The sequence below is a fragment of the Phaeobacter cretensis genome (assembly GCF_047372505.1).
Taxonomy (GTDB): Bacteria; Pseudomonadota; Alphaproteobacteria; order Rhodobacterales; family Rhodobacteraceae; genus Phaeobacter; species Phaeobacter cretensis.
The window spans coordinates 1-14203 of record NZ_JBKBEU010000002.1 but is presented as its reverse complement, the minus strand read 5'-3'; the positions used below and the strand labels follow the sequence as shown (position 1 = coordinate 14203).

Here is a 14203-nt window from a genome sequence, read left to right as displayed (position 1 = left end):
TCAGCCCTTTGCTCGCTGCGGTGGCAGGTCTTCATCAGCCGTCGCACCGTATAGCTGTGCTTGTGGCAACGAAAAACAACCTGCCAACACGCCCAGATGTAGCAAACCACGCAGTAGCCAGAAATTACGGCGGGCAGTAAATACCGATACTGGCAGCGCTGCACCTATACAGTAAACCACCTTGGCCAGCGCCAACACTCCTAGGCGCGACCGCTCCAGAAACCCCGGCGCGCTGGCCGCATAGCTCTGCCCCATACGAAACCGCCGTTTGGCCAACCAGCTCAGGTTTAACCGTCCGTGCGCAACCTCTTCAAACACCAGGGCTTCAGCACAAACGGAGAACTGTGCCCCGAGGCGTGAAATTGCAAAGAAATAGGCAGTATCCTCGCCGCCGCTGACACCGCGCTTAAGATCAAAATCCTGACCTTCCCAGCGCGTGCCAGCCAGTCGCATTAGCGCATTGCAACTATGGGCTGTCTGTAACTGAACATCGTCTGAGGTATCGCGCAGCTCTGGCCAATTGCTGTGCCAATCCTGTTGAACCATCCAGTCAGGCGTATTGTCCGGATAGCGTGCAATTGCGGGACCCGAAACCACATCTGCCCCGGTATCGGCGGCACAACGCACCAACTGTTCGATCCAATCAGCAGGTACCACCTCATCATCATCAACAAACGCCACCCAATCTGATCGCCGCGAACGCGCAACCGCCAGACACGCATTGCGCGCGATCGAAATATTGCGGGCTGGCGCATGGATATAGCTAACCGGCCAGGATGTTACACACCCCCGCACCCGATGCTCGCCCGAAGGATTCACATCATTATCTGCAACAATAATGTCGATCACATATCCCAAAGGTGCGCTCAGCCGAGCCAAACTTTCCAGCGTTTGCACGACACTGCGCCGCCGATAGGTGCAGAGCAATATAGAGATCCGTTGTGTCATCAGATCAGCCACCGTCCCGCTGTGTCCGGGCCGCGTCTCCGGAAAAGGATCGAAGACTATGACGTGCCACCGCCCATAGCAGTCCCAGCGCCCAACCCATATGCATAACAATCAGCGCGACTCCGGACCAAAGCCCGATTGTGCCCAACCGCAGACAGGCAACTGCCGTGAGTGCACCCACTGCGCCCAGATAGACCAACACCCAGATGAGCGCCATGGGCCAGACCGGTGCTAGTACCAAAGCCAAAATACAGAGAAGTAAATTCACCACCGGAACCAACTGCCGCAAACGCGGACGCATCCGGTGTTTTATCAACGTCGCAGCCCGACCGGCGCCATAGTTCATATATTGCCGCCAAAGTGCTGCAGGCGTGCTGCGCATCACGTAGCCAAGCCGTATCTCACCCGCCAACCAGATCCGACCTTTGGCCTCACGCAAACGCCAGTCCAACTCAGCATCTTCGTTATGGCTAAAAGTAGCGTCATAACCGCCGACCTTCCGGAACCAACGCAAATCCATCAACGCATGGTGCCCATGATCTACATACCCGGAGACTTGTCCCCCTCGATGTGCCGCGCCGCCAGAGCCAAGCGGTGTATCTACCACCCAAGCAGCAGCTCTCCCAAAGTCATTGAGCCCTTTGGAATCCATGGCCACAACAACCGATACCCTATCCTCCGCTGCCTGTATGACGGCCATCAGAGCACTTGCGTAGTCGACGGGGTAAATTGCATGGGCATCACAACGCAGCAGAAGCGTAAAACCGCTGCCATATTCGGTGACCGCGCGGTTGATGCCTGCTGACTGTATCCGATCTGGATTGTGCAGAACATGGATCAAACAAGGGGCAGTCTCGGCAAACCGCCGCACTATTGCAACGGTGTCGTCCTCACTACCACCATCGGCCACCACTATTTCGCAACGGTCAGGATCGCGCAGCAGCGGGTCACAAAGCAGGCTCTCGAGACAAGGCAAGATAGCGGCCGCTTCGTTCAGTGTCGGGATCACGACAAGGATCCTGTCATCTACCGGAGCAAACTCAACACGAGCGTCCACGACGCCATCTTTACCTCTCTGCCCGCTCGTGCCCATGGTCTTTGTTCCATTCCGTGTTATGGACCTGTCTAGCGGATCTGATTATGCTGCAACAGATTGATTTTTGAGAGCAGTCTAATGAACTTGGACCTGCCACCTACTTGCAACCCTTGCGGCGTCGCGCAGCGCAGGGTGGGCCGTAGGCAAACCAACAACGATGGGGTCAACCAACGTGTCCACGCCTAAGACGTCCTTTGCCGCTGATGACGGCCAGGAGGTGCTCGATCTAGGGGCCATTTTTGCAATTATCTGGCGTGGCCGATGGGTGATCTGCGCTTGTGTGCTGATCGGCCTGTTTTTTGGCGTCTGGCGCGCTTACATCGCCTCCACGCCCCTCTATGGTGCTGAAGTTCAGCTAGTGCTTGATACACGGGATGAAAAGGTCGTGGATATCGAAAGCGTGGTCAGCAGCCTCTCTGCGACAGATGAGGTGATCCGCACCGAAGTCCACATTCTTGGTGGTCGCGAACTCGCCGGTCAGGTGGTTGATCGGCTCAACCTCGTCACAGACCCTGAATTCAACATGATGCTGCGCGCTCCGGGCATTAACCCGGTGCAGGCATTGAAGGACTTTATCAAAACCATCCTCGGGATGCAGGTTTACAATGTAAACACCGACCCGGACCCGGCATTCCTCCGCGAAAAAGTGATCCAGACACTGTTGGCCAATACCACCGTGGTGAACATTCCGGACACCTATATTTTCTCGATCTGGATACTGAGCGAGAACCCTTTCAAAGCTGCCAAAATCGCCAATGCATTTGCTGATACTTATGTCGAGAACCAGGTAGCGGTAAAACTGAATGTCACCGAACAAGCGACCGGATGGCTTGCTGAACGGGTGACGGAACTGCGTGGCCAGCTAGAGATCAACGAACGCCGAGTAGCCGATATTCGGGCGCAGGCTGATGTGACCAGCCCTGCGCAGCTTATCGGATTGGAAAACCGACTGATTTCGCTGCGCAGCGCTCTGGCTGAACGGGCCGAGGATGTCGCGACACAAAAAGCCAAACAAAGTGATCTCAGCACCTCGCAAACACCCGAAGATCAGCGCGCCGCTGCCCGCCGCTACGGGTTAGCGACGATCCTAACACGCTCCGAAGATCTGCAAACCGGCTGGCAAAGGGTTCTTAGTCAGGCCTCCCGTGATCTGCGTGAGGCCGAAGTCAAAGAGCAGGCGATCCGCCGTTCCATGGCCGACCTGGAGATCACTATTGCGACCCAAAGCGACGCATTGACCGGTGTCGTACAGGCCGAACGCGATGCAGAGGCCAGTCGTCTGTTGTTTGAGAATTTTCAGAACCGGCTACGCGAAACCTCCATGCAAATCGGATTGCAACGTGCCGATAGCCGGGTCATCTCGCGTGCGTTTCCACCCGACCGCCCGGCACTACCGAACAAGAGCAAGATCCTCGTAATCTGGGTTTTCCTCGGAGGTTTTATCGGCACGGTGGTGGTCATTGTGTTGCAACTCGCACGCGCGCGCCTCCATTCAGCTGCTCAGATCGCTGGTTTGACATCCGTCCCGGTGATTGCCGTGCTGGAACAGTTCGCTCAGAAAATCAGACCTGAACAAGCCAGCGCCCTTGGCCCACAAACCCGTGATGGCGAAGCTATTCGCAACCTTCGCACCTCACTCCTTATGGCGCGCGGAGATATGCCACCGCAGGTGGTAGTTTTCACCTCTGCGGAAAGCGGTGACGGTAAGTCAACGCTATCTGCAGCCATGGCCCATAATATGGCACAAATCGGTAAATCGGTGTTGCTCGTCGATGGCGATTTGCGCCGTCACTACCTCTCGAACCCGTTGGCGGATGGCAACAGCAAACCGGGGCTGTTTGATGTGCTCGCCGGACAGTCTCCTCTTGCAGACGCGGTTCTTCCCGGTGTCCTTGGCCAGGCCGATATTCTACCTGCTGGGACCGTATCGGGCAGCGCCGCAGACCAACTTAGCCAGGGAGGGCTGACTGAGCTATTAGCCGTGGCGCGCAACCACTGGGATATCATCATTTTTGACACCCCGCCGATTTCGGTTGTTCCAGATGCACGGATCATCGGCCAACACGCTGATCTATTGATCATGTTGGCACAGTGGAACACGACCCGTCAGTCTGTTTTTGTTGATGCACTGCGGCAATTGGAACAGGGAGGGCGCAGCCCCGACGGCATCGTGCTGACCAAGGTCAAAGCCGCTTCAAAACCGCTCTATGGTGCAACACGACGGTCCCGCGATCGTTATTACCATGGTTGATATCGTCTGATGCAACTGTCCTCACTCATTCGCAAAGCACGCATGGTCGGCCGTCGCAGCCTAGGTCAGCCCATACTAAACTATCAGGTGCTGGGCGAACGATGTTCTGGCACTAATTTTCTGGATCAACTGGTCCGGCAGAACTTTGCTGCTGCCCGACCCCGGTATGAAATGTGGAAACACGCGTTCCCAAACCTCATCGCATTCCCGTCAGACGTGCTTTACGTCGTGATCTTTCGCGATCCGTACCAATGGCTCGAAAGCATGTACGGCAAACCGTGGCATAGCCTATCCAGCTTGCGTGATCTGTCTTTCTCTGAGTTCATCCGCGCCGAATGGCAAAGTGAAATCGATGTGCCTGCGTGGTTCGACCTTCCTACGAACACCGCCTGCAAAGGGCAGCCGCTCAATCAGGATCTTCATCCAATAACTGGCACGCCATTTGCCAATCTATTGGCGCTCCGCCGAGCCAAGGCCGAAGCATTGCTCTCACTGCCCAAAAGAGGCGCGCGAGTGATCTATACAACCCATGCCGCGATCAGCGAAAACCCAGATGAGGTCCTGGCCCGGATTGCTCTCGAAGAGGGCAGCGTATCACGCTATAAAAAGCTGCAGGTACCAAAAGGGCACTATGGTTGGTCATGGTCCGATCGCAACGTTAAACCAAGTCAACCCGGCCAGCTGATAACGCCACAAGATCGCGCCTGGATTATGAGCCAGCTTGATCCGGCGCTTGAAACGGCAATGGGTCTTCCGATTGATCAAGCAACTGACTCCGCCACAGTCACAGGCTAAAACCACCCATCAGATCCGTGGCGGCACATCCTGCCAGCGTCCCAACGCACGACCCGCATAGATCCAGGCCATGGCGATCAACATGTGCCTGATCGAATGCTCATTGTAGATCACATTGTCCGAGAGAGCGGCGACCAGGTTGATCAGCACATAGAACAGATAATACCCAGAGGTGACGCTCCCGTCCTGCAGGTACCAGCGAAAACAGCGGATCACGACAGCAATCAACAAGCCAAAAAACGTCACCGCTCCAAGTAGGCCATTGCCCACCATCAGCTCGATGTAGCTGTTGTGAAACCAGTACAAACCCTCATCGACATAGGCCTCAATATAGAGCCTCGCATAAGACGGCACCGACCAGAACGCGCCAAAGCCTACGCCGCCAATTGGCGCCTTAGCAATTTCTTCCATCCCAAAAGCCCAGATCACTGTACGCCCGGTCAGGGTGCTGTCTTTACCCAGTTGAGCCAGCAGCAGCCCCAGCGCATCAATTCCTGAAATATATATCGCCATAGGCACCAGAAACAGCAGCATCAACGAAAACAGCAGTGCCACACGCCGTGCAGTGCCACCCCAACGGCGGATCCACAGCACAGGCACGTAAATCCCAAGAATGGCGAATGTCACGTAAGCGCCAGCCGATTGAGCCATACCCAGCACCGGGATCATTAGCGCCGCCGCCAACATCCCAAATATTGACAATCGCCAATAAAACCCCAGCGTCACCAGCCCATGAGCGGCGTTTACAGTCGCCTTGGCCAATGAGTTCTTGTGCATATAGATGCCCTTAAGCGCCCCATTGGGATGAAAAGCTGGCGACAGGAACGTCACAATGGAATTCAGATAGGACAGTGCCACTCCTGCTGCAGAGGTCAGACTGACAACAATCATCGTATGGTGCGCAGGTATGGCCGATGCAATCCGCACCGCGATAAGCGTCGTCATGGTCAGCTGAAAACTGCGATAGGCGGTCACCGGCGGGTTCACACTCCACAGCGTAGAAGCCATGGCTATCAAACAAGGCGTCAGCACTGGCCAGGCCTGCCACAGAATGGCAGCACTTTGCCGCCAATCGCGCAAGAACCATAGGATTGTCAGCGCATATAGCGCCATCCAACCCGGCGACTGGAACCCCAACCGATAAACGACACCGGTCCCCGACATTGCCGCAAGGATCAGATAAGCCATGTGCAGATGGCCTTGTTTCAGCCAAAACCGGCCAGCGGCACGCTGAAGCACCGAAGCCGTCGGAGGCGGCTGATTCTGCTGTGGCTCAGCCGTCGGTATCATCTCGCTCCTTGGTCTGCTCTGAACGTCCGCTGTTCCCTACCGCTACCTTCACAGGCCGACCCGATCCAGTCTCGGGGCTTACTGCAACGCGCTCGCGCGTCTCTTTGGCAACAAAATGGGCCTCCGTCTCATGCGTTCTGATCCTAGGCAGCATCCATAGCGCAGACGCCCCCAACGGGTCGGTCACCTCCGCCTCAATTGATCTGCGTGAGGCAGCGCAACACAGCTTAGCCCAGATCGGCGCAGCAGAAGCGCTGATATCCAGCTGACCATCGACATCGGTTGGTGTGGTCACTGTGGCCTCCCGGCCATCAACAATTGCATGTGCGCCCAACCGCCAGCACTGTCGTCGGCGCCATAGCCGTGAGATAGCAATTTGCAGTTTCAGTTCCAGCCGGTTTCGAAGCACAGACATCAACCAAGGCAGATGATCTACACGCTGCAGTCCACGCAAGATAGCAGACCAACAACGGCCAGCCCGAACGTCCCGCGCCAACTCCAGCTGTGCATGGCGTCGCACCAAAGCCTGTCGCCGCATCCCAGCAAGCGGCACGAGATCCTCCCGATTTGTCTGAGCTACCAACCTATCCAAAGCGTATATCTGCGCGGCCAGATCCTCCGGCATATTGCGATAGGAAACCGAGGTCGGATGCCGACGATAGAGATACCCAGCCATTGGCAGCACATACATATTTGCACCAGCCAGTATAAGACGTAGGTATAGATCGTGGTCCTCCCCAACCCGCAGTGCAGTGTTATATCTTACATGCTTTAGAAAACTTCTTCTGATCAATGGTTTAAGATATCCGATATGGCTGATACTCTTAGGATCAACCCCGCTCAACACCACGTCTTTCAACGTTAGCGCAAGTGAGCTACGCGGCGCATGTGCTCCAAGAATGGTTTCAGCTCGTGCCATCGGCTGATCTGAGAACAGGATCATATCATCGGCGACCATATCCGCCCCTAGATCCTGCGCCGCCGTCAGCATCTGTTCCAAACGCAAGGGATGCTGGCTATCATCGCTATCGCAGATCGCAATCCAATCCCCCCGAGCAAGCGCAAGAGCATCGTTGCGCGCCACTGCCGGGCCGCCACAGCTCTGTCGTCGCACAGCACGAATTCGGGGGTCCAGTGCTGCCGCGTCAGAGATCACCTGCCAACTGTCATCATTCGAAGCGTCATCGACAATAATCAGCTCAAGATCTGCAATCGTTTGGGCCAGAACAGCCCTTATCGCCAATGGCAGATGCGCCGCCGCGTCGCGATTGGCCATAATGACAGAAATCTGTGGCCTTGGCTCAGTCATCTCGCCATCCCTTAGGTGGAGATAGATCTGAAATCACCGGACCGCGCGCCAGGATATGTACCACACCTGGAACTCGCCACGCCGCCGACAGCCCTGCAGCATCGCCATAGGTCAACGTCAATTCGGTAAGCGATGCCAGATGGCACAACTCAGCCCAAAGGGCACCACAGCCATGGTCCGCAGCCGGATCCGGTACCTCAATTGTCCGCTGACCATGGTTAGTCTCCGGCAGATGTCCACCGGGCCCAACAAGATGTAGGATCTCTCCCGCGCGGACGGGTATTGCACCCCCCTGCCCTACTCCAGTGCTGCGTACCTTCGCCATCGCAACTCGTGCTAAACGTGGAATCAGAGAGGGGTGTCGCAGGATCTGCGCCAGAGCGCGATCATAGTGCCGCGTCTTCAGATGCTCCGCCAAGGTCTCAAACGCCAGCCGACCCTGTAGTACCCGCCGTCTATGGGTAATAACACCTTCAAGTTCAAACATTTGGTCCGGGCTTAACCGTGCACACAAGGCAGCCAGAGCCGCCAACGTTGCGGCCACCTGTGCACGGTTAGACCGATGGGACAGGGACTGAGGATGACGCCGATAAAGATAGAGCGCCTCTGGTACCAGCCAGAACCCTGCGCCTTGCAATAGCAACTGTAGATAAAAGTCCTGGTCCTCACCAATCTGCAGTGTCTCGTCATAGCGCAATGCCCCAAGCGCAGAGCGCCGGATCAAGGGCTTTAGATAACCGAGCTGCCCACCGCTCTCTCCCAGTTCCGGCACTCGAAGCATATCAGCAGCTTCGATCTTACGCGCCACATCGGGGGCATCGTCTCCAAGTACCCTGCGTGGACCCGCCAGCGGTTCTGTCGCGAAATGGATCATATCATCGGCAACGGCATCAGCGTCCAGTTCTTCAGCTGCCGCCAGTAAGCGCCGCAACCGGTCGGGATGCATAACGTCATCGGAATCACAAATCGCTACCCAGTCTCCGCCTGCGGCGGCCAGTGCCCGGTTGCGCGCCGCTGCAGGACCGCTGGGGGTCTCGTGCAAAAGAACCCGCACACGAGCATCCTGCGCTGCAACATCTTGCAAGATGGCGACGGACCCATCGCTAGACCCATCGTCTGCTACAATCAGTTCCCAATTTACGTAGGTTTGCGCCACAACAGAGCGCAGTGCGGCGCCGAGGTAGCCCGCTCCCTGATGATTGGCCATGATGATCGAAATCAATGGCCCCTGCCCCGCCGGTTCGTGCATTGTCCTGCCCGCTTTATCCGACGCATGTCTAACATGTCGCCGCGGGATGAGGCCAGATACCGAGCGCAACAACCATGCAAACTGTTCCACAGGCATTTCCCATAGCGCTGCTGCACCAACCTGCTAAGACTGATACCTAGGACACTCACCCCTACGACACCCCACGAAAGACCATTCATGACTGTTCCGCCTTTAGCCACAGCACCCGACCAGACTGTACAGGCTGGCCCCACTTTGGTTGGCATTGGCGCGCAAAAATGTGCATCGACCTTCATTCATACGGCCCTTGGTGCGCATCCGGATGCGGCCGTTTCGGACCCGAAAGAGCTGGATTTTTTCAGCGCCTATTTTGATCGCGGATATCACTGGTATCAAAACCACTTCGCCCATGGTGCAGACAAAGCGGTCAGGTTTGAGGCCTCTCCCTCTTACTTCTATGACCCACGCTGTCCTGAACGACTGAACGCCTTTGATCCATCTATCAGGGTCATCTGTCTCCTGCGCGACCCGGTTGCCCGTGCTTATTCCAATCATCTGCATGAAGTGATCAAAGGCCATATCCCTCCCCTGCCCTTTAGCGAAGGACTGGCCAACAACCCCGCCTATCTCGAGCAGGGCCTCTACAGTCGTCATCTGGGAAACTGGATATCGGTCCTGGGCCGCGACCGGGTGTTGGTGATGCTGGCGGAAGAAATCAGCGCCGCTCCGGTCCACGCTGCTCAGCAGGTTTATCGCTTTGCCGGGTTGGATTGCAGCCATGTCTCGCCGGTCTTGCATGAGCGGCGGAATGAGAGCGACCGCCCTCGTCTTCCTGCCCTGCGCAAAGTACTACGCGCTGGTGGCGACCGGCTGCGAAGGGCCGGGTTTGAGGATGCATTGGCACGGCTAAAAACGGTAGGCCCGGTTTCCGCTATGCTGCGTGCCAACAGCCAGAACATGCGGGATGTTGTACCGCCCCTCGGGGACGATGATATTGCAAGTCTCCGTGGTTATTTCGCTGACGATTTAGCCCAACTCCCCGATCTTCTTGGCCGAGACAGGCTGCCATGGGACAGCTGGGAAGCGATCTATGGTTCAAACACCTAATGTACACATCTGTCTAGAAAAGTATCGCATCCTGGGCCACCAACAGGTCAAGGGTTAGCGCGTCGCCCTGATCATCAATAACCGCTACATTTATCCAACCATCGTCACCTTCGACCTGCAACAGGTCACGAGCGCCGCGCCCGCGTTCTCCGTCCAGCCAACGGAGTTGATCCGCACCGTCCAGTTCAAACCAGGTCAAGTCCAATACGTCCCCGTGGGACAGAGTGAAATCGTTGACACGATCGGCCGGGCCGCTCTGTCGAAAAACAAATACATCTGCACCAGCGCCACCGCGTAGCTGGTCGCGACCAATGCCGCCGTCCAACTCATCATCCCCACTACCGCCAGCCAAACGATCCTTGCCGCGCCCGCCAAACAGAAAGTCATCGTCGCCTTTGCCGCGCAAGATATCCCGACCTCGGTTTCCATAAAGATGATCGGCACCGCGGTTCCCCACCAGCTGATCTGCGCCCGCACCGCCATGAATAAGGTCTGCGCCATCGCCACCAATGAGATCTTCAGCCTGATCTGTACCAAGCATTTCAGCATCATAAACTGGCTCATCCAGATTGTTCTGTCCCGGTAGGGACACATCCGCGATCACCGCAACCAGGGGTGGCCCATCCGGATCAGGGGTGCCCGCCCAATCGCGTTGGTTCTCTGAAACCGCCCAAAGATCAGCAAAGCTTTTCACTGCACCGGAATACCACAAGCCATTGGGCATATCCGCCCCACTCAGGTCGGCCAGTATTTCACCATCAACACGAAAGATCGCACTGGTCCCGGTTAATTCAATCTCATAGACGTGCCGCTCCTCAGACGCATCAAACCCAAGATCAACGACCATCGGCCCCGCGGGGCCATCAGCGAGGCGAACCCGGCTGCCGTCTTCTGCTTCCATATGGATGCTAAGTTGCACCTGGCGCGTATTGGCTCCAACGAATTCAAAATCAAACTCCAACCAGCGGTCATTGCGATAATCCTCCTGATAGAGAAACATCCCAAAAACGGTCCCATCCCGCATCTGGGGCGCTTGTGCCGTCCAGCTCCAGGTACCGGTTTCATGCGCGGCCTCTGATTGCATCTCACCACCAGTAAAAACCCGATCTCCCACGCCCGTCTGCGACGTCAGATGCAGTTCAACCAATCCTTCGGAGTTAATCTGGACATTGTCCGCTGACCATTGAGTGTCGCGTGACTGTCCTGCGTTCCAGGTCGACACCAGCCAATCGTCGCTGTCACGGATCTGACCCAACACGCGCAGGTCAACTGCTGGTGTCCTTGCCGTCTGCGTGGTGTCTGTAGACGCCATATCGATAACTCCAAACCTTCGTGCCGTTCCGAAACAGCGTTACCTTGGGTTTGGTTGTTGGGGCGAACGATGGCAGGATTGTGCCGTAATTACCGCTCATTAGTGCCCCATTCATATAGTTTAACACAAACTCAAGAACAGTTTTAGAGGGTTGCTTTTGGTCGATATGCCTAGCACGACAGAACCGCCCCACGGGCAGTCAGGTTATCTCGACACAGTACATCCCCCAATGCGCCAACCGAAATGAACCGATCCGCAACTATATCGAAACAACCGTCCCCGCAGGGACACTCTTGTTGAACCCCGCATCGGCAGCGAAGCGGGCATTGTTAACATGTATTCATATCTACCAGTTGTCGACCAGAAAAAAGGTTGCCCCCAAAGGGACAACCTTCATGCATCTAGCCACCATTCTATGTAACGTTATAGATCGTGAGCATCCAAAGCGTCGAAAAACGCAGCAATCGCAGTTTCAAGCCGCTTCTGATCAACCGCGGAAAAATCCCGCTCCATCGCCATTTCAATCCGGCCATCCCGTGCCAAACAGCGAACTGTCCCTGCCGGGACAGAACATCGCAATGTCGTTTTGGCTATTCCAGTTTGCTTACCAGTGCTTGCTTCCTTGGCACCTGAGCCGGGTGCTTTCAGCGCTTGGCGAAGCACAGAGAGCTCTTCCTCCGCACTGGAAAAAACCTGGCCTCGTAGACGTTGTTGTAGGCTCTCCAATGCAATCATATTCTCAGCCAGGTGTTTCTTGAGATCCAGCCCCAATGCGCGCGGGATAGACTCTGCGAAGGACAACTCGGCACCGATCATATCCAGCAACTCCGCAAAGTGGCGAATATAGCTGCGCTTCTGGCGACCGGCTGAAGCATAAAGAAGCGCAACAGTCTCTTCTACAGAGTCTAAACTGGTCTCCGGATCGCGCGAATAGGACAGGGCAAGCTGCGCCATTTCAGCAAAAGAGATGTCGCGCCGGACTAGGTTTTCATCCACCATACGCCTATATAGGCCCTGAAGTGTTTCTCCACGGGCGACGAGGCCGGCCGGGATCAGGCCAAATTGGTCATCACCGGTCTCTTCATACAGCTCCCGATACGCCGACAAGCGGCGGAACCCTTGCACTAGCTGATAGCCGTCACCGTCTTCTTCCACACGGATCGGGTTAGACAAGCCAAGATCGCGGATCGATTCCTTCAACTCGCCAAGATCGGGATCGCGATTAACTGCCCGGTCGCGGATCAGCTTGCTGGTAGAGATCTGCTCCAACGGGATACGGTCCACGACCAATCCGAGTGTCTTGAGCCGAACGAACTCATGCGCCAGACGGTCGTTCTCAGCTCGGATTGTTTGCTCGACCTCGGCACGGCTGCGCAACGCATCAGCGTTCTCGCTGATCGCTGTCGCCATTGGTCCACGCCGCGCCTCACCTGTTCGAACCGCCGATTTGGTCTCTGGCGCCTTACGATCAGATGACGTGTTAGATGGGGCAGGGGCCCCTCCATCCGATTCCGGTGGCGTTGGGTCCGACGGGAAATCGATGTCGAACATTCTGCGTTTGCTCATCCTTCATCCTCCAGTTGGGCCCATGCCGTAAGGGCGTTGTCTTTGAATTCCACATAGGCTTGGTCAAAGGATGCGCGCGCGCGGCGCCACGTCTCCCGGGTCATATCTCGATAGTCAATTTCATAGATGGAGCTGAGGAAACGCCCCGATTGTTCGACCGCGCGTGTCATCTCAATCGGGTGTTCGGTCATCCTATCGCCAAACACCTTTACAAATGCATCCCGCATAGCCCGATGCAAATCGTTGCCAGATTCATAGCGCGTGAGCAGAAAACGGACCTCCTGAAACACCTTGGGCAAACTGAATGTCCCCGCAGGGACAACTCCATTAAAGGCAGAAAGATCTTCCAACGCTTCAGACAGCTGGCCAATGAACGACGTCGTGGAGTCGTACTCCCAATACCCAGGGCCTGACGGGATATAGAGCATATCAGCAGCAAAGACGGCATTCATTGACTGGTAGCCGATAGCCGGCGGACAGTCGAAGATCATCATGTCGTAATCTTCAGACGGCAGCTGATCAAGATAGCGTGACACCGCCGCGAAGAACGACCATTCGGGATTTAGATGCCTGTATTGTGCCGAAGCAAATTCAACAAAGGCCGCGTTGGCACAACTGGGAATGACATCAATGGTGGGCCAGCTTGTTTGTTTAACAAAATCGCTAATGCGGAGGTCTTGCAACCCCATTCCAGTAATCGCTTCGGGCAATCTACGCTCAGGCAGGGCAGCCCCGGATTCTGCGCCACGGGTGCTCGCGTTCATACGTTCGGTTTCACGAACCAAATCCCGCGCCATAATACCCCAGACTGTATAATCTTCGGTAATGTCGCTCAGCCCCATGGAGTGTGAAAGGGTGGCCTGCGGATCGAAATCAACGCAAAGCACACGGTAGCCATCCAACGCCGCAGCATGAGCGAAATGAAGGGCGACGGTCGATTTGCCCGCACCGCCTTTGAAGTTGGAAATCGCCACGCGAAGAGCGCGTTTACCAGCTGGACGTTCCGGCATCAGCGATTTGCGGTTCACTTTTAAACGGCGGCGCAGTTCATTGATCTCTTCAAGGGAATACCAGCGCTGGCGGCCATCTTCCTCTACATGGCCCTGTGGCAGGCTTGGATCCGCCGCAAGACGCCCGCGCAAGGTGGACTGATTGACCTTAAATATCAGCTCCGCGACTTCCCAACTTGAGAACCGCCGTAGCGTCTTTTCCATCTTCGGAGAGAAGGTCTGCTGCCGGATCCAACTCTGCATCTTTAGCGACTGTGCCTGCATCTGCGCCAGGTCTTGATGGGTAAACAT

11 protein-coding genes are annotated in these 14203 nt (G+C 56.0%); 3 read left to right on the top strand and 8 right to left on the bottom strand.

All coding sequences use genetic code 11. The annotated features are described in order from the left end of the window. Both ACEWZM_RS18910 and ACEWZM_RS18905 read right to left on the bottom strand, forming a co-directional pair. Positions 1-948: a glycosyltransferase family 2 protein gene (locus ACEWZM_RS18910; RefSeq protein ID WP_414008185.1), complete on the bottom strand. Its 948-nt coding sequence runs from the start codon at positions 946-948 to the stop codon at positions 1-3. A 4-nt stretch (positions 949-952) separates the two neighbouring features. Next, a complete protein-coding gene (locus tag ACEWZM_RS18905) occupies positions 953-2041 on the bottom strand; it encodes a glycosyltransferase family 2 protein (RefSeq protein ID WP_414008184.1) in 1089 nt (362 codons plus the stop codon). Between the two features lie 175 nt (positions 2042-2216). On the opposite strand from ACEWZM_RS18905, the gene ACEWZM_RS18900 reads away from it, so the two are divergent. Then, positions 2217-4295 (top strand): GumC family protein, encoded by a 2079-nt coding sequence (locus ACEWZM_RS18900; RefSeq protein WP_414008183.1) that lies wholly within the window; start codon positions 2217-2219, stop codon positions 4293-4295. Between the two features lie 9 nt (positions 4296-4304). Continuing rightward, positions 4305-5090 carry a hypothetical protein gene (locus ACEWZM_RS18895; RefSeq protein WP_414008182.1) on the top strand — a complete coding sequence of 262 codons (786 nt, stop codon included), beginning with the start codon at positions 4305-4307 and terminating at the stop codon, positions 5088-5090. Positions 5091-5099: 9 nt separating this feature from the next. On the opposite strand, the gene ACEWZM_RS18890 is transcribed toward ACEWZM_RS18895, so the two are convergent. The 3 genes from ACEWZM_RS18890 to ACEWZM_RS18880 are packed head-to-tail and all read right to left on the bottom strand — an operon-like array spanning position 5100 to position 8938. Beyond that, complete coding sequence (locus tag ACEWZM_RS18890) at positions 5100-6380, bottom strand: O-antigen ligase family protein (protein ID WP_414008181.1); 1281 nt, start codon at positions 6378-6380, stop codon at positions 5100-5102. Beyond that, positions 6364-7689, bottom strand: a complete 1326-nt coding sequence (locus ACEWZM_RS18885) for a glycosyltransferase family 2 protein (protein WP_414008180.1) — start codon at positions 7687-7689, stop codon at positions 6364-6366. The genes ACEWZM_RS18890 and ACEWZM_RS18885 overlap by 17 nt, the downstream gene beginning before the upstream one ends. Beyond that, positions 7682-8938, bottom strand: a complete 1257-nt coding sequence (locus ACEWZM_RS18880; RefSeq protein ID WP_414008179.1) for a glycosyltransferase family 2 protein — start codon at positions 8936-8938, stop codon at positions 7682-7684. The genes ACEWZM_RS18885 and ACEWZM_RS18880 overlap by 8 nt, the downstream gene beginning before the upstream one ends. A 177-nt stretch (positions 8939-9115) precedes the next feature. Here ACEWZM_RS18880 and ACEWZM_RS18875 point away from each other — a divergent pair, with 177 nt between their 5' ends. Beyond that, entirely contained in the window at positions 9116-10024 is a 909-nt protein-coding gene (locus ACEWZM_RS18875) for a sulfotransferase domain-containing protein (protein ID WP_414008178.1), read from the top strand. Between the two features lie 13 nt (positions 10025-10037). Here the strand turns inward: ACEWZM_RS18875 and ACEWZM_RS18870 are convergent, their stop codons facing one another. The 3 genes from ACEWZM_RS18870 to ACEWZM_RS18860 all read right to left on the bottom strand — a co-directional run bounded on the left by ACEWZM_RS18870 (position 10038) and on the right by ACEWZM_RS18860 (position 14203). Continuing rightward, the gene (locus ACEWZM_RS18870) at positions 10038-11336 is read right to left on the bottom strand and encodes a family 16 glycosylhydrolase (RefSeq protein WP_414008177.1); all 1299 of its coding nucleotides are present in this window, start codon (positions 11334-11336) and stop codon (positions 10038-10040) included. A 423-nt stretch (positions 11337-11759) separates the two neighbouring features. After that, complete coding sequence (locus ACEWZM_RS18865) at positions 11760-12902, bottom strand: ParB/RepB/Spo0J family partition protein (RefSeq protein ID WP_414008176.1); 1143 nt, start codon at positions 12900-12902, stop codon at positions 11760-11762. Further along, positions 12899-14203 (bottom strand): AAA family ATPase, encoded by a 1305-nt coding sequence (locus ACEWZM_RS18860; RefSeq protein ID WP_414008175.1) that lies wholly within the window; start codon positions 14201-14203, stop codon positions 12899-12901. Before ACEWZM_RS18860 ends, ACEWZM_RS18865 begins: the two co-directional genes overlap by 4 nt.